Source organism: Bradyrhizobium sp. HKCCYLRH2047 (genome assembly GCF_051168175.1).
Classification (GTDB): domain Bacteria; phylum Pseudomonadota; class Alphaproteobacteria; order Rhizobiales; family Xanthobacteraceae; genus Bradyrhizobium.
On record NZ_JBNPUM010000021.1, the window covers coordinates 60,607 to 83,134 of the forward strand.

At 66.9% G+C, this 22,528-nt stretch carries 21 protein-coding genes; 9 read left to right on the forward strand and 12 right to left on the reverse strand.

The window, feature by feature from the left end; genetic code table 11:
- Position 1 precedes the first annotated feature (1 nt).
- Together ACQR1D_RS30830 and ACQR1D_RS30835 are read right to left on the reverse strand one after the other, a co-directional pair.
- Positions 2–202 (reverse strand): hypothetical protein, encoded by a 201-nt coding sequence (locus ACQR1D_RS30830; protein WP_434873951.1) that lies wholly within the window; start codon positions 200–202, stop codon positions 2–4.
- Between the two features lie 59 nt (positions 203–261).
- Positions 262–555 carry a hypothetical protein gene (locus ACQR1D_RS30835; RefSeq protein ID WP_316217241.1) on the reverse strand — a complete coding sequence of 98 codons (294 nt, stop codon included), beginning with the start codon at positions 553–555 and terminating at the stop codon, positions 262–264.
- Between the two features lie 170 nt (positions 556–725).
- On the opposite strand from ACQR1D_RS30835, the gene pncA reads away from it, so the two are divergent.
- The gene (pncA, locus tag ACQR1D_RS30840; RefSeq protein ID WP_316178473.1) at positions 726–1,361 is read left to right on the forward strand and encodes a bifunctional nicotinamidase/pyrazinamidase; all 636 of its coding nucleotides are present in this window, start codon (positions 726–728) and stop codon (positions 1,359–1,361) included.
- 10 nt (positions 1,362–1,371) lie between these two features.
- Here pncA and ACQR1D_RS30845 read toward each other — a convergent pair whose 3' ends face one another.
- The 10 genes from ACQR1D_RS30845 to ACQR1D_RS30890 all read right to left on the reverse strand — a co-directional run bounded on the left by ACQR1D_RS30845 (position 1,372) and on the right by ACQR1D_RS30890 (position 13,639).
- Positions 1,372–2,925: a hydantoinase/oxoprolinase N-terminal domain-containing protein gene (locus ACQR1D_RS30845; protein ID WP_434873950.1), complete on the reverse strand. Its 1,554-nt coding sequence runs from the start codon at positions 2,923–2,925 to the stop codon at positions 1,372–1,374.
- A 3-nt stretch (positions 2,926–2,928) separates the two neighbouring features.
- Positions 2,929–4,029, reverse strand: a complete 1,101-nt coding sequence (locus ACQR1D_RS30850; RefSeq protein WP_434840389.1) for a DUF917 domain-containing protein — start codon at positions 4,027–4,029, stop codon at positions 2,929–2,931.
- Positions 4,026–4,685, reverse strand: coding sequence for an AroM family protein (locus ACQR1D_RS30855; RefSeq protein ID WP_434840390.1), 660 nt, complete (start codon positions 4,683–4,685; stop codon positions 4,026–4,028). The genes ACQR1D_RS30850 and ACQR1D_RS30855 overlap by 4 nt, the downstream gene beginning before the upstream one ends.
- Before the next feature lie 64 nt (positions 4,686–4,749).
- A complete protein-coding gene (locus tag ACQR1D_RS30860) occupies positions 4,750–5,838 on the reverse strand; it encodes an ABC transporter ATP-binding protein (protein ID WP_316178309.1) in 1,089 nt (362 codons plus the stop codon).
- Positions 5,835–6,899 carry an ABC transporter substrate-binding protein gene (locus ACQR1D_RS30865; RefSeq protein ID WP_316178311.1) on the reverse strand — a complete coding sequence of 355 codons (1,065 nt, stop codon included), beginning with the start codon at positions 6,897–6,899 and terminating at the stop codon, positions 5,835–5,837. The genes ACQR1D_RS30860 and ACQR1D_RS30865 overlap by 4 nt, the downstream gene beginning before the upstream one ends.
- 14 nt (positions 6,900–6,913) lie before the next feature.
- Positions 6,914–7,792, reverse strand: a complete 879-nt coding sequence (locus tag ACQR1D_RS30870) for an ABC transporter permease (RefSeq protein WP_434840391.1) — start codon at positions 7,790–7,792, stop codon at positions 6,914–6,916.
- Between the two features lie 8 nt (positions 7,793–7,800).
- Entirely contained in the window at positions 7,801–8,676 is an 876-nt protein-coding gene (locus ACQR1D_RS30875) for an ABC transporter permease (protein ID WP_316238299.1), read from the reverse strand.
- On the reverse strand, positions 8,676–9,458 hold the full coding sequence (locus ACQR1D_RS30880) for an IclR family transcriptional regulator (RefSeq protein ID WP_315802277.1): 783 nt from the start codon (positions 9,456–9,458) through the stop codon (positions 8,676–8,678). Before ACQR1D_RS30880 ends, ACQR1D_RS30875 begins: the two co-directional genes overlap by 1 nt.
- 153 nt (positions 9,459–9,611) lie before the next feature.
- Positions 9,612–13,157, reverse strand: coding sequence for a molybdopterin cofactor-binding domain-containing protein (locus tag ACQR1D_RS30885; protein ID WP_434840392.1), 3,546 nt, complete (start codon positions 13,155–13,157; stop codon positions 9,612–9,614).
- Positions 13,157–13,639, reverse strand: coding sequence for a (2Fe-2S)-binding protein (locus tag ACQR1D_RS30890; RefSeq protein WP_315802279.1), 483 nt, complete (start codon positions 13,637–13,639; stop codon positions 13,157–13,159). The genes ACQR1D_RS30885 and ACQR1D_RS30890 overlap by 1 nt, the downstream gene beginning before the upstream one ends.
- 285 nt (positions 13,640–13,924) lie before the next feature.
- Here ACQR1D_RS30890 and ACQR1D_RS30895 point away from each other — a divergent pair, with 285 nt between their 5' ends.
- The 8 genes from ACQR1D_RS30895 (at position 13,925) to ACQR1D_RS30930 (ending at position 22,201) form a co-directional block, all read left to right on the forward strand.
- A complete protein-coding gene (locus tag ACQR1D_RS30895; RefSeq protein ID WP_434840393.1) occupies positions 13,925–15,376 on the forward strand; it encodes a 6-hydroxynicotinate reductase in 1,452 nt (483 codons plus the stop codon).
- Positions 15,373–16,260: a UPF0280 family protein gene (locus ACQR1D_RS30900; protein WP_434840394.1), complete on the forward strand. Its 888-nt coding sequence runs from the start codon at positions 15,373–15,375 to the stop codon at positions 16,258–16,260. Before ACQR1D_RS30895 ends, ACQR1D_RS30900 begins: the two co-directional genes overlap by 4 nt.
- A 39-nt stretch (positions 16,261–16,299) precedes the next feature.
- Complete coding sequence (locus ACQR1D_RS30905; RefSeq protein ID WP_315802282.1) at positions 16,300–16,884, forward strand: amino acid synthesis family protein; 585 nt, start codon at positions 16,300–16,302, stop codon at positions 16,882–16,884.
- A 27-nt stretch (positions 16,885–16,911) separates the two neighbouring features.
- Entirely contained in the window at positions 16,912–18,114 is a 1,203-nt protein-coding gene (locus ACQR1D_RS30910; protein ID WP_315802283.1) for an ABC transporter substrate-binding protein, read from the forward strand.
- 182 nt (positions 18,115–18,296) lie between these two features.
- Positions 18,297–20,183: an ABC transporter permease gene (locus ACQR1D_RS30915; protein ID WP_434840395.1), complete on the forward strand. Its 1,887-nt coding sequence runs from the start codon at positions 18,297–18,299 to the stop codon at positions 20,181–20,183.
- The gene (locus ACQR1D_RS30920) at positions 20,180–20,971 is read left to right on the forward strand and encodes an ABC transporter ATP-binding protein (RefSeq protein WP_315802285.1); all 792 of its coding nucleotides are present in this window, start codon (positions 20,180–20,182) and stop codon (positions 20,969–20,971) included. Before ACQR1D_RS30915 ends, ACQR1D_RS30920 begins: the two co-directional genes overlap by 4 nt.
- Positions 20,968–21,672 (forward strand): ABC transporter ATP-binding protein, encoded by a 705-nt coding sequence (locus ACQR1D_RS30925; RefSeq protein WP_315802286.1) that lies wholly within the window; start codon positions 20,968–20,970, stop codon positions 21,670–21,672. Before ACQR1D_RS30920 ends, ACQR1D_RS30925 begins: the two co-directional genes overlap by 4 nt.
- 13 nt (positions 21,673–21,685) lie before the next feature.
- Positions 21,686–22,201, forward strand: coding sequence for a MarR family winged helix-turn-helix transcriptional regulator (locus ACQR1D_RS30930; protein WP_315802287.1), 516 nt, complete (start codon positions 21,686–21,688; stop codon positions 22,199–22,201).
- Positions 22,202–22,528 lie beyond the last annotated feature (327 nt).

Consider the following 22,528-nt stretch of genomic DNA (forward strand, 5'->3'; position numbering starts at 1 on the left):
GTCAACGCTGCTTCGGCCGCTGCGGCGGCCGAAGCGATCCCCTCGCCCAGCCGAGCGCCTTGGGCGAGTGCAGCGGATCGGGCCCGTCGCAGGTTGGACAAACAAGCTGGCGACGTTCGCCCTTGCCCTCGCGCACCGCGAGCGCGCGACCGCAGGTCGGGCATGGCTTGCGCAGCAGCCATGGGACCGGATGCTTCTGCATGATGGCGTCTCCCGGTGGAGGCCTCAGGCTAGGGCATCTTGGGGTAGCCGCGGAATCACTTATTTGAATCGCGGCGGATCTTCCGGCTCTCCGTGCCGTGAACAATCAGGACAGGTGTCGCCGGTCGCAGCCAGGACGTCCTCGATGGCCGCGAGCGCGTCCGAACTGCACAGCCCGGGTGGTGGATCGTCGCGTGCGACGCAAAGCGCCCGCGCCAGCGCTTCCGGGTCGCCGCGTTCGCGCATCCAGCCGTGCCGTTCGCATTCGACGATCGCGCCGGCCTCGCGCAGGGTGGCGACCGCCCAGCGCTCGAGACGCTGGCTCGCGGAGCGGTGTTTGACGGCAGTCGGCATCGGCCATTCTCTCCCGCCGGGAGAATCCATGAATCGGCGGGCGTTTCCAGGCCCGGCCTGCAGAGCAGGGATTCCAAAATGGAGGGACTGGCTGGCCGCGGATTATTCGGCGACCCGGCTTGAGATCGCCGCGGCCTGGGGCCATCCTTGATGGAGCTCGCGTGAAACGGATGCAGGCAGGAATGCAGATCAGGGCCAACGAGGATTTGCTGCTCATCATCGATGTGCAGAACGATTTTTGTCCCGGCGGTGCGCTCGCCGTGGCCGACGGCGATGCCGTGGTGCCGGTGATCAACCGGCTGAGCGGGATGTTCGATCACGTCGTCCTGACCCAGGACTGGCACCCGGCGGGACACAGCTCGTTCGCCTCGAGCCACCCGGGCAAGGCGCCGTTCGAAAGCGTCACGATGCCCTACGGGCCGCAGACCCTTTGGCCGGACCACTGCATCCAGGGCACGCCGGGCGCCGCCTTCCATGCCGGGCTCGCGACTGACAAGGCGCAGCTCATCATCCGCAAGGGCTTTCGCGCCGCGATCGATTCCTACTCGGCGTTCTTCGAGAACGACAAGACCACGCCCACGGGCCTCGCCGGATACCTGCGCGAGCGCGGCCTGAAGCGGGTTTTCCTGGTCGGTCTCGCCACCGATTTCTGCGTGCACTATTCGGCGGTCGATGCGCGGCGGCTCGGCTTTGCGGCCATCATCGTCGACAACGCCTGCCGGGGCATCGACCTCGGCGGCTCGATGGCGGCGGCCAAGGCGCAGGGCGCGGAGGCCGGGGTCGAGCGGATCGCCGAGCTGGCGTGATGATCGTGGACTACGCCGCCGCGCCGATGGTCGGCTCGGCGATGGCGCCGGCGACGCGGACGCGGACGCGGAGCGCGTTGCCGGGGAGGTAGGCGATCGGCATGTCCTCGACGTCGACCGTCTTGAGCGTGTCGCGGTCGGCGCCGGCCTGCACGGCGCGCACCTCGGCGATGGCCCGCGCCGCCGCGATGGCCTCGTCGCGGGTCATGTCGCGGAAGACCTGGTCGGCCTCGCCGGAGACCTGGGCGATGGCGGCGCCGACCGCATTGGCGCAGTCGCCATGGTCGACGCGGACGATGGTGGAGATGCCGGCGAGGCGCTCCGGCACCAGGAAGGCGCCGCCGCCGACCGCGAGCAGCGGCACGTCGCCCGCCTCGGTCTTCATGCGGTCGATGTCGCCTTCGAGCTTGCGGTGGGCGTCGGCGAGCGCGGCGTCGATCAGGCTTTTCGGCAGATGCGCGACGCGCGATCGGTCGCCGATGTCGATCAGCCCCGCTGCGACCGCGATGTCGGTCGCGGTGAGCTGGTCGCCGCCGAACACCAGCGCGTCGGATGTCAGCCGGTATCCGACGCTGAGCGGGCCGACACGGACCGGATCCTGCGTGACGTGGCTGCCGCCGCCGAGCCCGATCGAGAGCAGATCGGGCATGCGAAACAGCGTGCGGACGCCGCCGACCTCGACGACGGCGTTGGCCTCGCGCGGAAAGCCGTGGCGGAGCTGGCCGATGTCGCTGGTGGTGCCGCCGACGTCGACGACCATGGCGTCGTCGAGGCCGGACAGATACGCGGCGCCCCGCATGGAGTTGGTGGCGCCGGAGGCGAAGCTCATGACCGGGAAGGCGGTCGCGATCTCCGCCTGCATCACGGTGCCGTCGTTCTGCGTCAGGAACAGCGGCGCATCGATGCCGGACTCCGCGATCGCCTTGCGGAAGGCGGCGACCGTCGTGACCGCGAGGTCGTGCAGCGCGGCGTTGAGCAAAGCGGCGTTCTCGCGCTCGAGCAGTCCGATGCGGCCGAGGTCGTGCGAGAGCGTGACGGCCACATCAGGGCAGATCTCGGCGAGGATCTCGCGCGCGATGTTCTCACAGCTCGGATCGAGCGGTGAGAACGACGAGGCGACCGCGACCGCGCGCAGGCCCTTGGCCTTGATCGCGCGCGCGGCGGCCCTCAGGCCGTTGGTGTCGAGCGGCATGAAGGGGCGGCCGTCATAGTCATGGCCGCCTTCGAGCATGAAGGTCTTGCCGCTGACCAGCGCGGCGAGGTCGCCCGGCCAGTCGCAGAACGGCGGCAGCGAGGCGGAGGCCGGCATTCCGATGCGGATCGCGCCGATCTTCTGCAGGTGCCGCCGCTGCACCACCGCATTGATGAAATGCGTGGTGCCGATCACGACCGCATCGACCGGTACGGCCGCTGCGGGATTTTCTCGCAGCGCCTTCAGCGCCGCGAGGATGCCGGAGGTCACGTCGGCGGTGGTCGCAGCCTTGACGGAGTGAACGACCTGGTCGTCGGCAATCAGGACGGCGTCGGTGTTGGTGCCACCGACGTCAATGCCAATCCGCTTCATTCACTATGCTCCAGGGGGCGCAAACAGCGACCGGAAATCGAGGTCGTAACCGAAGGCGCGGGGGCCGACGAATTCGAGTCCGCGCGGGCTCGTCAGCACGGCAGGCGCCGGCAGCGCGATCACGGTGACGCGCTGGCCGTAGCGCACCGTCTCCGTGCCGATGCCGTGGCCGTTGACGCTGTCGAGCACGCAGATCAGGTCCGGCGACATCGCGATGGCTTCGCCATCGCGCCAGGCCACGATCCACTCGTTCTGGAACGACAGCTTCAGGCGCGTGCCGCGGTCATCGTCGCTGCCCTCCACGACGGCAGAGCCGCGCAGGAAGCCCTCGGTGGTGCGGCGCTCGACGTCGACGATCTTGCCGCTGAACAGCCGCTGGCCACCCTCGCAATCGAGGATCGCGGCGATCGGATCCTGGTGGCTGCGGTTGGCGGCCTCGACCGCGCGGCCGATCGTGATGGCCTTGGTGGTCGTGAAATGGATGCCCCAGTCCTTGACCTCGCGGCCCGTGCGCGGCGCCTTGCTGGTCGAGGCGATCGAGCCCATCTCGACGCAGATCTTGCGGCTGGCGCGCTCCATCCACTTCCAGCTCGGCACCTTGGTCACGACGGCCTCGATGCCGCGCGGATCGTAGAGCGTGCAGGGATACGGCTTGAGGTCGCCGATCGCAACCGACGTCATCTGCGCCTCGGGAAAGGCGCGGCCCATGCAGTCGGCGTCGACCACGGGGATGTTCAGATGTGCTGCCGCCATCAGCGCCTGCATGCCGTTGCCGCCGCCGATCTCCACCGACATCACGGCGCGAAATGTGATGCCGTTGAGCTCCTCCTGCATGCGCACCGCACGCGCGATGCTGCGGCTGTCGGCGAGCCGTTCCTGCCCGACCAAGGGGGCGCCCATGTTGGAGACCACGGCGATCCAGTCGTCGTCGGCAAGATCGAGCGGCGACATCATCTGCACGCGATGTCCATCGGCATAGAGCCGACGCAGGTTGAGCAGGCCGAGATAGGGACTGCCGCCGCCGCCGGTGCCGAGGATCCAGGCGCCGACCGCGAGCGCCTCGATGTCGTCGAGACTGATCGTCTTCAATTCCACCCCGCTCACGACAACAGTTCCTCGACAATGCGGGCGGCTGCGGCGATCGACAGGATCACGGGCCCGGAATAATGGCGGCGGACGCGGGCCTTGTTGGCGCTGGTGTAGCTCATGCAGTCGAGCACGACGAGGTCGGGCTGCTTGGCCGCCATCGCGCGCGCCGCGGCGTCGACGGCCGCGTCATCGGAGCCCGGTTGCAGCGTGACGCCCACCACCTCGACGTGATCACGCTGCCATTTGCCGGCGATCAGCGCGGTCTGCTCGGCCAGCGGCGAGAACACGCCGAGCCGGCCCCTCGGCAGCACGGCTTCCACCATCTTGTGCAGCACTGCCGAGGGCAGGATCACGAGCCCTTCTGGCGCGAGGTTGGGAAACTTGCCCGTACAGGCCAGCATCGCGACGTCGATGCCGTCGTGCCGAAATTTCGCGAGCTGTGCATTGGCCCGGCCCTCGACCGCCTTCTTGCTGATGCGCACGTTGTCACCGTTGGGCAGCAAGGTGAACAGCGCATCGGCGCCGTCGACCGGCGGGATGCGATCGATCTCGCCGCGGCTCATGCCGTCGAGCGCGCCGCGCAATTCGATGGTCGTGCCGTGAGACAGCACGGCTGCGATCTCGGCTTCCATCGCGGGGCGCGGGCTCTGGCCGATGACGACGACGCCCATGCGCCGTTGCGAAGGGCGATCCGCCACATCGAGGGAAGGGGACGGGAGTATGACGTTCACAATATCAATCCTCGAGAATGACGAGATCGGTCGGCCGCCAGCCGAGCGCGACGGCTTGGCCGGGTGCGTGGAGTGGACCGGCTCCTGAATTCGGCTGCTGAGCCAGCACCCGCTCGCCACCGTCCAGGACGATGCGGTAGAGGACGGCACCGCCAAGGAAGTTCGTGCTCTCGACCGTACCGCGTGCGGACGTGCCCTTGCTCTCGGCATCGACCGGGCCGGCTGGCGACACCATGATCTTCTCCGGCCGCAAGGCGACCGACAGAACCTCGCCACCGGCCGTTGCGGACACATCCGGCAGGGCCAGCACCAGGCCGTTGCCGACCGCGATTCCGGTCCCGTGGTCCAGCGTCACGCGCTGGCCGCGGAAGATATTGGTGTCGCCGATGAAGTCGGCGACGAAGCGGGTTCGCGGCTGGTCGTAAATCTCGACCGGTGTGCCGATCTGCTCGACGCGGCCGGCGTTCATCACCGCGATGCGGTCGGACATCGCCAGCGCCTCCTCCTGGTCGTGGGTGACGAAGACGAGGGTGAGGCCGAGAGTCTTCTGCAGTTGCTTGAGCTCGAACTGCATCTGCTGGCGCAGCTTCTTGTCGAGCGCGCCGAGCGGCTCGTCACAGAGCAGCACGCGCGGCGAGATGACGATGGCGCGGGCGAGCGCGACGCGCTGCTGCTGGCCGCCCGACAATTGTGCCGGCCTGCGGTCCTCCATGCCGGACAGCTCGACCATCGCCAGCGCGGCCGTGACCTTGGACGCGATCGTGGCCTTGTCGGTCTTGCGCATGCGCAGGCCGAAGGCGACGTTCTCCGCCACCGTCCGGTGCGGAAACAGCGCATAGTTCTGGAACACCATCGCCATGTCGCGCCTGTGCGCGGGGACATGGGTGATGTCGGCGCCGTCGACGCGGATCTCGCCGGTGCTGGGGCTGTCGAAGCCCGCGATCATGCGCAGCGTGGTGGTCTTGCCGCAGCCGGACGGGCCGAGCAGCGAGAAGAACTCGCCCGGACGGATGTCCATGGCGACCGCGTCGACGGCGCGTACGCCGCCGTCATAGACCTTGCTGACGCTGGCGATCTCGATGCTTGCGCTCATGCGCGGAAGATCCGGTTGACCCGGCTGTCGATCACGTCCTTCTGCGCGTTGTACCACTTCCAGTCGACCTGGATCAGCTTGCTGACCTTTTCCGGAGTGGTCAGCAGCTTGGCGTCGTACTTGGCGTCGAGCTTCACCTTCTTGTTGGCCGGCGAGTACCAGACGGTCTCGGCGAGGCGCTTTTGGACCTCGGGGCGCAGCATGTAGTTCACATAGGCGTTGGCGAGCTCCTTCATCTTGCTGCCGGGTGTGATGCTCAGCACCTGCTCCAGCGACAGCACGCCCTCGCTCGGGGTGACGAAGTCGATCGGCTGGTTTTGTCCGTCATAGCGGTAGATGCCGGAGTCGTGGATCACGCCGAGACCGACCTCGCCGGACAGGAACAGCTTCTCCATCGCGCCGGTGAAGTCGACGAGCTTGATCGGCTTCAGCTTCTCGAGCGCCGCATAGGCCGCGTCGAGATCGGTCTGCCCCTTTCCGTAGAGAGTGCCGCACATCATCAGGAAAGCCTGTCCCAGGCTGTTGACAGGGATCACATAGCCGCCGCGCACGCCGTTGTACTTCGCGTCCCACAGCTCCTTCCAGGACGTGACGTTGGCGTAGCCCTTGTCGGTGCGCATGCCCAAGCCAATGGCGCTGGTGAAGATGCAGACACCGACGATCTTGTCGCTGACCGCGTAGGGGTAGACGTCGGCCATGTTCGGCACCAGCTTGGGGTCGACCTTCGGCTCGACGAGGCCCATCTCGACCGCTGCCCACTGCTCGTTGGAGTTGGTGTGCAGCACGTCGTAGATCGGCGCCGAGCGCGAGCTCGCCTGCAGCTTCGGCAGGAACGGCAGCGCAGTGTCGGTCCTGAGCTTGCACTTGAACTCGCTTTCGAAGGCGGGGCCGATCTCGGCCTTCATGACGTCGCCCCATTTGCCGCCCCAGCCGGTGATGTTCAGCACGGGCTCCTCGGCGCGCGCGACGTAAGGCGCCGCGACGACGCCTGCACCAAGCGCAGCAGCCGAAGTCAGCAGGCGCCGGCGGCTCATGGGGAAGCGACGCGATGAGTCGGTCATGTCCGGAATCTCCCTTAGAGTTTGACGTAGGAGCGCAGGCCAACGGTGCGGTCGAGCGCGATGACGACGATGAAGGCGAGCAGGATCGAGACCACCGAGGCCGCGCCGATGGTGCCGTCGAGATCGAACTTCAGATAGTTGAACAGCGTGATCGGCAAGGTCTCGCTGCCCGGCGCGACCAGGAACAGCGACACCGGGAATTGGTCGAACGAGACGATGAAAGCAAAGATCGCGCCTGCCAGTACGCCGGGCTTCACCAGCGGCAGCGTGACCTCGAAGAAGGTCCGGGTGGGGCTGGCGCCGAGATTCTGCGCGGCTTCCTCCAGCCTGACATCGAAATTATGCAACACGGCGAGGGTGGTGCGCACGACGTAGGGAATCGTCACCAGCGTATGGCCGGCGACAAGGCCCCACAACGGGCGCCCGACATCGAGCAGCACATAGGACTGGAACAGTGCAAGACCGGTCAGGATCGCAGGCAGCATCAGCGGCGACAGCATGGTCGCCACGATCAGGCGAGAGCCCGGAAGGTTGCCGCGCGCGACCGCCAGCGCGGCCGACGCGCCGAGCACGGTGGCCGCGACCGTGGTCATCGCTGCGACCTCGATGCTCAAGAGCAGCGCGTGCATGAAGTCGCGCGAGGCGAAGAATTTCTCGAACCAGCGTAAGGAGACGCCGACCGGTGGAAACTGGATGAAGGGCGTCGGATTCAGCGCGAACACGATCACGATCGCGATTGGCGCCAGCAGGAAGACGAGGACGGCGCCGTTGGCGGCGAGATAGAGCCTGCGACCCCACCGGAGCGGCCGCTTCCTGCCGCGAAGCGCGGGTGCGGCCGCCAGATCGATCGGCGCAGCAAGCGGCGGCTGCGATCCTGGAGCAAGGCTCGTCATCTGCGCCCTCATTGCAGCTCGCGCTGGCCCGAGACGAGGCCGAGCACGTGATTATACGCGATGACGAGCGAGAGCGAAATGACGAGCAGCACCATGCCGAGCGCAGCCGCGAAGCCGACGTTGAAGTTGGCGGAGATCTGCTGGTAGATCAGTATCGGCAGGGTCATGACCTGGAAGCCGCCGAGCAGGATCGGGGTCACATAGGCGCTGATCGCGAGCGCGAACACGAGCAGCGACCCGGCGAGGATGCCGGGCAGGCTGAGCGGCAGGGTGACTTCGAGAAAAGCGCGCCATGGGCTGGCGCCGAGATTCTCCGCCGCCTGCTCCAGCCGTTCGTCGATGCGGCCGATCACGCCGGTCAGCGTCAGCACCATGAACGGCACATAGATGTGGACGAGGCCGATGACGATGCCGGTCTCATTGTACATCAGCTGCAACGGCCTGGTGACCAGCCCGAGCGAGGTCAGGATCTGGTTGATGACACCCTTGTCGGACAGCAGCGTCATCCAGGCGAAGGTACGCACCACGATGCCGGTCAGCATCGGCGCCAGCACGGCCATCAGCAGCAGCGCGTGGCCGGTGCGGCTCTTGATCCGCGCCATCCAATGCGCGAGCGGATAGCCGATCATGAGCGCGGCCAGGGTCGTCCAGAGGCCGATCCGGATCGTGGTCCAGATCACCTCGAGATAGTAGCCGTCATCGCCCATGCGGGCATAGTGCCTGGCGGTGAGGGCGACGTTCGGCATTACGACCGGGTTGCCGGTCAGGACGCTCATCACCGCCATCAATCCGATCGGCAGGAAGAAGAACAGCGCAAAAAGCAGCGCGCTCGGCAGGATCAACAGCGCCAGGCTGTTGACGCGCGGCGCGCTGCTGCTCGTCATCAGGAGGCCAGTCCGGCCAATTGCTCGATGGTCTGGCCAAGCGGATCGCCGGTCATGCGCCGCAGCTTTGCGGCCATGCTGCCGAGCTCGCGACGGACATTGGCACGCTCGATCTCGGTGGTGGCCTGGACCGAGTAGGAGACGGCGATGCCGATCAGCTCACCGCTCTCGCCGCTCGCCAGCGCAAAGCCCTGCGAGCCGACGCCCTCGATGGCCTCGTCGGCGGCGTCCGAGATGCCGGTCCGGCGGATCTCGTTCAGCCGCGCCATCAGCTCGGTGAAGTTCTGCGGCGAGTTGGCCGGGACCTTCGGATAGTCGAGCGGCACGCGCGCCCGGATCTCCTGGTCCGACAGACGCGCCAGCATGGCGCGGCCGTTCGAGGTGATGATGGCCGGCGTGCGCTGGCCCGGCGGGTTGACGACGCGCAGCGGGTTGGAGCCGGGCACGATGCGCAGCACCACCTGCTGATAGCCGTCGAGCACGGCGATGTAGCCGGTGTGTCCGGTGCGCGCGCAGACATCACGCAGCTCGCGCTCGGCGGTGGCGATCAGGTCGTCATGGGCCCGGTGCAGCCGCCCGAGCTCGAAGGTGAGCAGGCCCGGCCGGTAGCGGCGGCTGTGCGGATCCTGCTCGAGCAGGCCGCAATCGCGCAGCGAGCGGAGCAGGCGTGAGGTCGAGCTCTTCGGCTTGCCGGTCAGGACCTGGACGTCGGCAAAGGAGAGGTCGGGCCGCGCGGTCGAGAAGCAGCGCAGGATGTCGATGGCGTTGGTCAGGGCGCTCATGATGATACCGTTTGTTCCATTTTTTGGAACGTAGTCCCGAATTCTAGAAGCGGCAGGGCGACTGCCGCAAGGCGAAATTACTGGCAAGCAGGTGCCTGAATGCGCGTCAGGGTGGTGGGCGGGGCGCCGGGCGCTGAAGGAGCATGCTCGGCCTCACTGCACCGCGGCCGACCTGACGCGACCGATGACGGCGTCCACGTCCGTCCAGGCCGGCTTGTCCGGGGCGAATTGCTGACGGAGATAGGAGACGAGTTCGGCGAGCTGGACGTCGCTGAGATGGTCCTTGAACGCCGGCATGTAGCCGAGATCGGACGAGGCCGGCTTCATGATCCCGTGCAGGATCACCTGGATCAGGTTGTCGGGTGTGGCGCTGTGCAGGTTGCTGTTCAGCGCCAGCGAGGGCCGGCTGCCGAACAGCGGCAGGCCGCCGATCTCGTGACAGACCGCGCAGGCGCCGAGATAGAGCCGGGCGGCCGGAGATGCCGCCGAGGTCACCCTGGTGCGCGCCTCCAACTCCGCTGCCGTCGCCTCCAGCTTCGCTGCCTCGGGCGAGGGCGTCTGGAAGGAGGCGAGATAGACCGCCATGGCCCGAATGTCTGCGTCGGGCAGCGTCGCGAGATCCTTCACGATCGGCGCCATCGGACCGGCGGCCACGCCATGGAGGCGCGACTGACCGGAGCGGAGATAGGTGTAGAACTCGTCCTCGGTCCACGGGATCGGGGCAGTCGAGAGCACGGTCAGCGCGGGGGCTTCCCAGCCCTCCGCGAAGCCGCCGGCCAGATATGCGTTGCGCTGCTCGGCACCGAGCGCATTGCGCGGCGAATGACAGGCGCCGCAATGGCCGAGGCTTTCGACGAGATAGAAGCCGCGATTCCACTGTTCGGATCGGGTTGGATCAGGCCTGAACGGCCGGGTGTCGTGAAACAGCGCATTCCATCCGGCGACCAGCGGCCGCAGATTGAACGGGAAGCGCAGCGCGTTGTCGGGCGCCCGCTGTCTCACTGGCGTCTGAGCGATCAGGTAGGCGTAGAGCGCCTGCAGGTCGGCATCGTCGGTTCGCGCGAAATGCGTGTAGGGAAACGCCGGATAGAGCTGCCGGCCGTCGCGGTGCACGCCCTCGCGCATGGCGCGCTCGAAGGCGGGATAGGACCAGGCGCCGATGCCGGTCTCGACGTCGGGCGTGATGTTGGTGCTGAACAGCGTGCCGAACGGCGTCTCCAGCGCACGGCCGCCGGCATTGATCAGGCCGCCATCCGCGGTGTGACAAACCGCGCAATTGCCGAGCGCCGCGAGCGCCTCGCCGCGCGCGATCGTCGCGGCGGAATAGACCGAGGGATCGGGGCGTGTGATCGGTGCGATGGCGCGCCAGGGCAACACGGCGGTGGCGACGCCGATCGCCGCGGCGCAGGCCGCGACGGCGGTGGCGATCACGCCGCCCCGCCTGGCAAAGGGCTTGAGCCATGTCGTCGCCGGTCTTTCGGGGGCGGGCAGCGACTGCGGCGCCGGCGTCTCGACCTGTTCGCCGCGCAGCCCTTTCAGAATGCGCTCCGGCGTGAATGGCGGCTCGCGGAAGCGGACGCCGGTGGCGTCGTAGATCGCATTGGCGATCGCAGCGGCGCTGGGCACGGACGCGGACTCGCCGACGCCGAGCGGCGGCTGATCCGGCCGCGGCAGCATCAGCACGTCGATCTCAGGCAAATCGGGGAAGGTGATGATCGGATACGCCCCCCATTCCCGGGCCGCGACCTTGCCGCGCGAAAACGGAATCTCCTCCATCAGCGCCCGGCTGGTGGATTGGATGACGTTGCCTTCGATCTGGTGGCGTACGCCGTCCGGATTGATCATCAGGCCGGAGTCCTGGCCTGCGATGACCCGCGTGACGCTGACGTCGCCGGTCGTCGTATTCACCGCGACATCGGCGATCCACGCCGACCAAGCCGCGCCGTAGCCGGGAAACTTGCTGTGGACGTAGAGCGCATAGGCGAAGCCGCGGCCATGGACGACGCCGTTCTCGGGCGTCTTCTCTTCCCTCACGGGGCGCGGCGTCCAGCCGGCGCGTTCGGCCACGGCGTTCACGAGATCACGCGCGCGCTCGTCCTTCAGATAGCGCAGCCGGTATTCGATCGGGTCGACGCCAGCCTCCGCCGCGAGCTCGTCGATATAGGACTCATGCGCGAAGGTGTTGGGCAGCGCCGAGACGCCGCGGATCCAGGACGCACGCACGATCGGCGGCATGTCATGCGCAGTGACGCGCATGTGGTCGTAGTCGTAAGGCGGGATCGCGGTGCGATCGCCCATCTCGAACACCGCAGGCTCCGGCGCGATGCGGCCGGTCAGCAGCAGCGCCAGCGTCGGCGCGCCGTTCGACGGATAGCGCGTGGCGAACTCATAGGCCGCAACCGAGCCATCGGCATTGAGGCCGCCATTGACGTCCATCAGCTGTGCGGTGCCCTTGGGCTCCCACAGATGCTCCTGCTCGCGCGACAATTGCACCCGCACCGGACGGCCGACCGCGCGCGACAGCAGCAGCGCATCGGCGGTAACATCGTCGGCGCAGTTGCGGCCATAGCAGCCGGCGGCCTCCAGCCGGATCAGCTCGATGTGATCCTCGGGACAGTCGATGAGCTTGGCGAGATCGCCGCGCAGGATGTGCGGATTCTGCGTGCCGGAATAAATGCGGGTCTGCCCGTCGCGATAGTCGGCCACCGCGCAGGACGGCCCGATCGAGCCGTGCATCTGGTAGGGCCAGAGATAGGTCCGCCGCATCGGCTTGGCGGCGCCGGCGATGGCGGCATCGACATCGCCCTTGTCGAGCAGCCGACGCGGCTCGGACGGATTGGCGCGCAGCGCGTTCTCGACATCGTCGAGGTCGCGCAAGGTCGGCACCGGTTTCCAATTCGCCTGGAGCCGCTCGGCGGCCAGGATCGCGTTTTCCTCGCGCTCGGCGACGATGCCGATGAAGTCGCCGATGACGACGACGTCAACCAGGCCAGGGACGTCGCGGACCGACTCCCTGTCGACGCTCAGCAGGCTGGTGCCGATGAACGGGCCGGCATCGACGCCGGCATAGGGCGGACGCACGACGCGGCCGTGCAGCATGCCGGGGACGCGAACGTCATGGACATAAGTGAGTTCACCGGCCGCCTTTGCCGGCAGATCGACGCGCGGCACCGACCGGCCGACGACCTGATAGTCGTTCACTGACTTGACGACGATATCGTCGGCGAGGGCGAGGCGGAACGTCTCATCGCCGATCAGCTCGCCATAGCTGAGGACGCGGTTGTCGGGACCGCGGACCAGTCCGTCCTCGACCCTCAAATCCACGACGTCGAGGTCGAGTTGCGCTGCCGCCCGCGCCAGGAGGAAGGCGCGGGCCTGCGCCGCAGCCTTGCGCAGGGGCACGGCGGTGATCTGAATTGTCTCGCTGGCGATGGTTGCGCCCTGATTCGGCACGACCGCGGTGTCCCCGAGCACGACCACGACACGGGCGAAGGAGACATCCAGCTCTTCCGCGACGATCTGTCCCAGCGCGGTTCGGATGCCGGTGCCGAGATCGACATGGCCGTTGAAGGCGGAGACCTCGCCTGCGGCCGTGATCCGGATGAAGGTTTCGAACCGGCCATCGTTGCCGGCGATGGGACGTTCGACAACCAGCCAGCCGCGAGGCGTGTCGGCGTCCTTGGTGAGGCGATCGTTCATCAGTCCAGCGCCTCGAGCGTGTGGCCGGCCGCGCGCATCGCCGCGCGGAGGATCTCGACATGGGCACCGCAGCGGCAGAGATTGTAGCGCAGCGCCTGCTTGATCTCGTCGCGTGACGGATCGGGCTTGATCGCCAGCAGCGCCTTGGTCGTCATGATCATGCCGTTGAGGCAGTAGCCGCATTGCGCGGCCTGCTCGGCGATGAAGGCCTGCTGCACCGGATCGGGCGCCTCGCGCGAGCCCAGCCCTTCAAGCGTGGTGACGTCGCGGCCGATGCAGCCTTCCACCGGAATGACGCAGGAGCGGGCGGCACGGCCGTCGATCAGCACGGTGCAGGCGCCGCATTCACCGAGGCCGCAGCCGTATTTCGGACCGTTCAGAGCGAGGTCGTTGCGCAGCACATGAAGCAGGGGCGTGTCCGGCGCGGCCGCAACGTCATGCGCCCGTCCGTTCACGGTCAGCCGAATCGTTGCTGGCGTCATGCCCTTCTGCCGTCCGCTGTGCTATCGTTAACGAGGATGCGATGGTGATCGCTCCGAGCGTATCGTTTGTGTACTAACATGCAAGTGCCACGTTTTGCGCTGCAGCGTGTGCACGATTTGTCGTCATTGTGCAGGGCAAACTGATCGTTTATCCGGCAATCGTGCTTTTCGTTCGCGGTGGCGCTTGACAGTCGGCGGAAGGGCGCGACATCATTCGTATACGAACGAATTGCCGCGGCGTGCGGACGGTTGCCGTCAACTCCGCTTCAAGATGGGCTTCTCTGCATGGTGACTGAGACGGCGAGCGAAGGTGCAGGGGACAAGATCCGCTGCGATGCCTGTCCGGTGATGTGCTACATCAAGCCGGGCGCGGCTGGCGCCTGCGACCGCTATGCCAATCAGGACGGTGTGCTGGTGCGCGTCGATCCGCATATCCTGCTGGAGCGCACGGTGTCGCATGGCGGCAAGCTGGTGCCGTTCCAGGCGAGCGGCGACTGGGACGGCAAGATCGTGCATCAGCCGGAGCTGTTCGTCACCGCGATCGGCGCCGGCACCACCTATCCCGACTACAAGCCCGCGCCGTTCATCGTGTCCTCGCAGGTCGAGGGCGTCGACATGGTCACGGTCGTGACCGAGGGCATCTTCAGCTATTGCGGCGTCAAGGTGAAGATCGACACCGACCGCTATCTCGGCCCGGAAGCGTCGACGGTGCGCGTCGACGGCGAGGCCGTCGGTCACGTCACGACCAGCGAATACGGCTCGCAGATGCTGTCGCTCGGCGGCGTGCATCATCTCACCGGCGGCTCCAAGAAGGAGGGGCGCGTCACCTGCGACGCGCTGATGGACCTCAGCAACCGCAAGGCCGTCGAACTCGTCGTCGACGGCGGTTCCAGCGTGATCGTGCAGGCGGGGCAGCCGCCTGTTGTCAACGGCGTCAAGGAAGAGCGCATGCGCGTCGGCTGCGGCTCGGCCACGATCGGCATGTTCGCCAAGCAATGGCAGGGCAAGGTCGACGAGGTCGTCGTGGTCGATGATCACATCACCGGCGTGCTGTCGGAGCACCAGGCCGGCAAGCTGCTCGACATTCCCGCGACAGGCATCAAGATGAAGGGACGGCGCTCCACGCCGGGCCGTTACTTCCAGGTGGCGCAGCCCGGAACCGGCTGGGGCGGCACCGACATCTCCGATCCGCTGTCGATTCTCGGGCCGTTCGATGCGAAGACGGCGAAGCCTGGCGCGACACTGCTGATGGTGTCCACGACGGGCGAACATGCCGGCTACTACGTGCTCGACGAGTCGCTCAAGCCGGTGCAGCGCGAGATGCCGCCGGAGCTGCAGTTCTCGGTCGAGCGCATCCAGGAGAACTGCGAACCGGCACTGTGCACCGTGCTGTTCATGGCCGGTGCCGGCGGCTCGCTGCGCGCGGGCGTCACCGATAATCCGGTGCGGCTGACGCGGTCGGTCAAGGATACGCTGACGCGGGTGACGAGCGGCGGTGCTCCGGTCTATGTCTGGCCGGGCGGCGGCATCACCTACATGGTCGACGTGACCCAGATGCCGGCCGGCGCCTTCGGCTATGTGCCGACGCCGGCGATCGTCGCACCGATCGAGTTCACGTTGAGGCTATCGGACTACGCGGCGCTCGGTGGGCACATGGACTACGTCCAGCCGCTCACGTCGCTAAAGGATGTCAGCAAGGACATTCGTCAGCTGCCGTGGCCGAGGCCGGGCGCATGACCCGGCGGCCACAGATCGCCTTGTTGCCCGAGCGGCGGCTGCATCTGCAGGACGGCCCGATCGATCTGATCATCGGCGCCGACGCCGCCGATGGCGATGTTCGCGCGGCCTATCGTGCGGCGGCCGAGCGTTTCACGGGTCTCTTGGACGAGCTGTGTGCGGAACTGTCCGATCTGCGCAAGGGAGCCGATCACGATCGCTGCCCATTGAAAGGCGTCGTTGCGCGGCGGATGCATGCGGCCGTGTCGCCGTTCGCGCGCGAGATGTTCATCACGCCGATGGCCGCGGTCGCGGGCAGCGTCGCCGAGGAGATTCTCGGCGCCATGCGCGGCGCGGCGAAGCTGACGCGGGCCTATGTCAACAATGGCGGTGACATCGCACTCCATCTGCGGGATGCCGCCACGTTCAGCGTCGGGCTGATGGACCGTCCCGATGGCGCAGGCGTGATGCGCAGGATGACGCTTCGTGCTGCCGATGCGATCGGCGGCGTCGCCACATCGGGCCGCCACGGCCGCAGCTTCTCGCTGGGCATTGCCGACGCGGTGACGGTGCTCGCGCGCAGCGCGGCGCAGGCCGATGCGGCGGCGACGGCGATCGGCAACGCCGTTGACCTTCCGGGTCATCCGGCCGTGCTTCGCCGACCCGCCTGCGAGCTGCAGCCGGACAGCGATCTCGGTGACCGCCTCGTCACATGCGAGGTCGGAGATCTCGGTGATGCCGAGATTGCCCAAGCGCTGGCCGTGGGCGAGCATCGTGCGCAGTCGCTGCTCTCGGCCGGCCTGATCGAAGGCGCCGTACTGCAGCTCCGCGGCAACATTCGCGTTGTCGGTCCGCGCGCGATCGAGATCGTTCGTCGGCCGCAGTTGCGGGCGGCGGCGGCGTGAGGTTTGATGCATGATGTGCAGGAACACGAAGGGTCGACGATGAGCGCCGTCATCAGAAAGATCGTGACCGTGGTCGAGGAAGTCCATCAGGAGATGGGCCGGACCGTGTCGCCGCCGACGCGGCGCGCGGCGGCAGTGGCGGTGATCGAGAATCCGTTTGCCGGCCGCTATGTCGAGGACCTCACGCCGCTGATCGCGATCGGCGAGGAGCTCGGCGAGATGCTCGCCAAGCGCGCCGTGGCCGCGCTCGGCATCGAGGGGCCGGCGGCGCACAGCTACGGCAAGGCCGCGGCCGTCGGCAGCGACGGCGAGCTGGAGCATGCCGCCGCGATCCTGCATCCGAAAATGGGCGCGCCGGTGCGCAAGGTGCTCGGCAAGGGCGCGGCGCTGATCCCGTCATCGAAAAAGCGCGGCGGCGTCGGTTGCACGCTCGACATCCCGCTCGGGCACAAGGACGCCGCCTTCGTGCGCAGCCATTTCGACGGCATGGAGGTGCAGATCAACGACGCGCCACGCGCCAACGAGATCATGGTCGCGCTCGCGGTCACCGACAGCGGGCGTCCCTTGCCAAGGGTCGGCGGGCTCACGGTCGCCGAGATCAAGGGCGACGACGGTCTAAGATAATTCAAATCAAAATTGGAGGCTGAAGGGATGCGACGGAGAACGATGCTTGCGGCAGGCCTGGGCCTTGCCGTTGCCGGATTGACGGGCACGGCGCGTGCCGAGGACGTCATCAAGATCGGCGAGATCAACAGCTACTCGCTGTTGCCGGCGTTTACCGAGCCCTACCGCAAGGGCTGGCAGCTCGCGGTCGAGGAGGTCAACGCGGCCGGCGGCATCAACGGCAAGAAGCTCGTCGTCGTCTCCAAGGACGACAGTGGCAAGCCGGCCGACGCGCAGACCGCTGCCAATGAGCTGGTGTCGAGCGAGAACGTGGCGATGCTCGCCGGCACGTTCCTGTCGAACATCGGTCTGGCCGTCAGCGACTTCGCCAACCAAAAGAAGGTGTTCTTCCTGGCGGCCGAGCCGCTGACCGACGCCATCACCTGGGCCAAGGGCAACAAATACACCTTCCGCCTTCGTCCGTCGAACTACATGCAGGCGGCAATGCTGGTGGAGGAGGCCGCGAAGCTTCCCGCCAAGCGCTGGGCCACGATCGCGCCGAACTACGAATACGGCCAGTCGGCCGTCGCCGTGTTCAAGAAGCTGCTCTCCGAGAAGCGCCCGGACATCCAGTGGGTCGACGAGCAGTGGCCGCCGCAGGGCAAGATCGACGCCGGTCCGGTGGTGCAGGCCGTCGCCGCCGCCAACCCGGAGGCGATCCTCAACGTCACCTTCGGCGCCGATCTCGTGAAGCTGGTCCGCGAAGGCAACACCCGCGGCCTGTTCAAGGACCGCAAGGTCGTCAGCTTCCTGACGGGCGAGCCGGAATATCTCGATCCGCTCAAGGAGGAGACGCCCGAGGGCTGGATCGTCACCGGCTATCCCTGGTATTCGATCAAGACGCCCGAGCACGACGCGTTCCTGAAGGCCTACCAGGCCAAGTACAACGACTATCCGCGGCTCGGCTCGATCGTCGGCTACCAGACCATCAAGTCGGCGGCCGCCATCCTCGCCAAGGCCGGCTCGACCGATACCGACAAGCTGATCGCCGCGGCCGAGGGACTGTCCGTTCCGTCGCCCTTCGGCGAGATCACCTTCCGCAAGATCGACCACCAGTCGACGCTCGGCGCTTATGTTGGCAAGACCGCGCTGAAGGACGGCAAGGGCATCATGGTCGACACCGTCTATCGCAAGGGCTCGGACTATCTGCCGAGCGATGCCGAAGTTTCCAAGCTCCGTCCGAAGGACTGAGTGAGGTCTTCCTGCCTCCTCCTCCCGCGGAGGAGAGCGGGCGGGGTGAGGGCGCGCGACGCCTGATCTACAGGTTCAGGCCGAGATCCCTCACCCCACGCTTGCTCGCCGGCTCATTGACAGGGCACACGAGCTCGAACGCGGCTCATTCGATACAGACGATCTCCTGACGCGGACCGCCCATGGCCTTCTATTTCGTCCAGTTCCTGACCGGCCTTGCCAGCGCAGCCTCGCTGTTCCTGGTGGCGTCGGGACTGTCGATCATCTTCGGCGTGACCCGCATCGTCAATTTCGCCCATGGCGCGTTCTACATGCTCGGCGCCTATGTGGCGTTCTCGCTTACGGAGCGGCTGTCTGGCTCGCTCGGCTTCTGGGGCGGCATCGTCGTGGCGGCGCTCGCGGTCGCGGCCATCGGCGTCCTCGTCGAGATCGTGCTGCTGCGCCGGATCTATCACGCGCCGGAGCTGTTCCAGCTGCTCGCGACCTTCGGCCTGACCCTGATGGTCGAAGATCTCGTGGTGCTGATCTGGGGACCGGACGATCTGGTCGGCCGCCGTGCACCTGGCCTCAAGGGGGCGGTCGACTTCTTCGGTCAGAACATCCCGAGCTACGACCTGTTCCTGATCGCGCTCGGTCCGATCGTGCTCGGGGTGCTGTGGCTGCTGTTCCAGCGCACCCGCTGGGGCGTCCTGGTGCGCGCGGCGACGCAGGACCGCGACATGGTCGCGGCGCTCGGCGTCAATCAGAAATGGCTGTTCACCTCGGTGTTCGCGGTCGGCGTCTTCCTCGCCGCGCTCGGCGGCGCGCTGCAGATCCCGCGCGACGCGGTCCATCACGCGATGGACCTGCGCATCATCGTCGAGGTTTTCGTGGTCGTCGTGATCGGCGGCCTCGGCAGCATCCTCGGCGCGTTCGTTGCCGCCGTGCTGGTGTCGGAGCTCAATGCTTTCGGCATTCTCATCTTCCCCACGATCTCGCTGATCCTCGTGTTCCTGGTGATGGCCGTCGTGCTGGTCGTGCGGCCCTGGGGCCTGTTCGGCAAGAAGGAGGCGCCGGCGCGCCGCACGCCGGGCCTGACCGTCATTCCGTGGCGCCCGCTGAGCTCGGTCGAGCGGCTGGCCTCTCTCGTCGCGCTGGCGCTGGCGGCGATGCTGCCCTTCATCGCCGGCAACTACGCGCTGACCGTCGGCGCCGAGATCGCGATCTTCGTGATCTTCGCGGCGTCCCTGCATTTCCTGATGGCGGTCGGCGGCCTCGCCTCCTTCGGCCACGCTGCCTATTTCGGTTTGGGCGCTTACGGCGTCGCCTTCCTTGCCAAGATGGCGGGACTGCCGATGATCGCCTGCCTCTTGCTGGGGCCGCTGCTCGGCGCGCTCGGTGCGGCCGTGTTCGGCGCCTTCGCCGTCCAGCTTTCCGGCGTGTATTTCGCGATGCTCACCTTGGCCTTTGCGCAAATCGTGTGGTCGATCGCGTTCCAATGGGTCGCGGTCACCGGTGGTGATAACGGCATTCTCGGGCTCTGGCCGGAGAAATGGGCGGCGTCGCCGTCGCATTTCTACTGGCTCGCGCTTGGCGTCTCCGCCTTCGTTGTCGGCGTGCTGCGCCTGATCACCTTCTCGCCGTTCGGCTATGCCCTGCGCGGCATGCGGGACTCGCCGTTGCGCAGCGAGTCCATCGGCATCAACGGCAAGCGCATCCAGTGGACGGCCTTCATCATCGCCGGCACCACGGCCGGCATCGGCGGCGCCCTGTTCGCCTATCTCAAGGGCAGCGTGTTTCCGGACAACATGGGCATCTCGCTCTCGGTCGATGCGCTGGTCATGGTGCTGCTGGGCGGCGTGGAGACGGTGCCCGGCGCAATCTTCGGCGCCATCGTCTACAAGGCGCTCAACATCTGGCTGGTCAGCCAGACCGACTGGTCGAAGCTCGTGCTCGGCATCTTCATCGTGCTGATCGTGGTGGTGTTCCCGAAAGGTATCGTGGGTGTGGTCGAAACCGTCATGCATCGGCGTCGCGCACTGGCCCCCAAGGGCGCTTCGCTGTCGGCCAAGATGGAGGGCGCGCAATGAGCCCCAGCGTGTCGCTGCTCTCGGTCGAAGGCCTGTCGAAATCCTATGGCGGCATTCACGCCGTCCGCAACGTGTCGTTCACGCTGCGGGCCGGCGAGATCCTGGCGCTGATCGGCCCGAACGGCGCGGGGAAAAGCACCTGCTTCGACATGCTCAACGGCCAGAACGTGCCGGACAGCGGCCGCATCACGGTGATGGGGCAGGAGACCACGGGGCACAGGCCGCGCGAGGTCTGGCGGCTCGGGGTCGGCCGCACCTTCCAGATCACCGCGACCTATCCGACCATGACCGTGCGCGAGAACATCCAGGTCGCCCTGGTCTCGCATCATCACCGTCTGTTCGATTTCTGGAGCCCGATGATTTCAATCGAGCGCGGCGAGGCCGATCGCCTGCTCGATCTCGTCGGCATGGCCGGCTATGCCGAGCGTCCGTGCGGCGAGCTCGCCTATGGCGACCTCAAGCGGCTGGAGCTCGCGATCGCGCTGGCCAACCAACCGAAGCTCCTGCTGATGGACGAGCCGACCGCCGGCATGGCGCCGCGCGAGCGTGTCGAGCTGATGCGGCTGACGGCTGGAATCGCGCGCGAGCAGTCGATCGGCGTCCTTTTCACGGAGCACGACATGGACGTGGTGTTCGAGCATGCGGACCGCATTCTCGTGCTCAATCGCGGCAGCCTCATTGCCGAGGGATCGCCAGCCGAGGTGCGCGCCAACCGGGAGGTGCAGGCGATCTATCTCGGCGAAGGCCTGCTCTATGATGCCGATCATCGCGAGGGAGCGCCGGCATGAAGCTGTCCGTCGCCAATCTCAACAGCCACTATGGTCCGGCGCATATCCTGTTCGACATCGGCCTCGAGGTCGGCGAGGGCGAGGTGGTGGCGCTGCTCGGGCGCAACGGCGCCGGCAAGTCGACGACCTTCCGGTCGATCGTCGGCCTGGTCGAGCTGCGCGAGGGCCAGATCATGTTCGAGGGGCAGGACATCTCGTCGGCGCCCACCCATGAGATCGTCCGCGCCGGCCTCGGCTACGTTCCGGAGGAGCGCCGCATCTTCACCGAGCTGACGGTGGAGGAAAACCTGGAGGTCGGGCGGCAGAAGCCGCGGCCGAATGCGCCGCAATGGACGCGTGAGAAACTCTATCAGTTGTTTCCCAATCTCGGCGAGATGAAGAACCGCCCGGGCGGCCGCATGAGCGGCGGCGAACAGCAGATGCTCACCATCGCCCGTACACTGATGGGCAATCCGTCGCTGGTGCTGCTCGACGAGCCCTCGGAAGGCCTGTCGCCGAAGATCGTCGAGCAGATGGTCGATGCGATCCTGACCATGAAGAAGGAAGGCGTCTCGCTGGTCGTCTCCGAGCAGAACCTGCATTTCGCCAAGCTGATCTCGGACCGAGCCTACATCATCGAGCGCGGCCGCATCTGCTTCTCCGGCACCATGACCGAGCTCGACGCGCGGCCCGACATCCGCGACGCGCATCTGTCGATCTGAGGCGAGGGAAGATATGGCCAAGAGTCCCCCGCCGAAGCGATCGGCGAAAGCCACGACGAAGACTGCGCCGAGGCCGCAGGCAAAGCCCGCTGCGAAGGCCACGGCCAAGGCGGCGAAATCAAACTACGTGCTCGACGATCAGATCGGCTTCATCCTGCGCCAGGTCTGGCAGCGCCACACCATGATCTTCGCCCGCGACATCGGCAGCAACCTGACGCCGACGCAATGGGCGGCCATGTCGAAGCTGGTCGAGACCGGACCGTGCTCGCAGAACCAGCTGGGACGGTTCACGGCGATGGACGTCGCGACGATCAAGGGCGTGATCGACCGGCTGACCGCACGCGGTCTCACCGAGACCAGCCCGGATCCGCAGGATGGCCGCCGGCTACTGGTGAGCCTGACCCGCGCGGGTCAGCAGCTCGCGGAGAAGACCGCGCCGCTGGCGCTCGCGATCTCCAAGGAGACCTTGGCGCCGCTGGATGCGAGAGAGCGCGAGAGCTTGCTGTCGCTGCTGAGCCGGCTGAAATAGCTGTTGCAAACCGCCCGCGTAGGGTGGGCAAAGCGAAGCGTGCCCACCATTCTCACCGAGAGCGCATCTGCACATGATGGGCACGCGCCGCCTGGCGGCGTCGCTTTGCCCACCCTACTTGTTTGCTCAGTCGCTATGAGCGCAGCCCGATACAGCACCCTCTCCCCTTGTGGGAGAGGGCATCTCCGGTCCATCCACATTCGCGATTGGGTGAGGAGTATCTCTCGGCGAGCGAGACTCGCGGAGAGATACCCCCATTGGCGCTAACTTACCATTTTGCTGCCGGAAATGGATGATTCCTCGGTCGAGTGACTGACGAATCGCTTT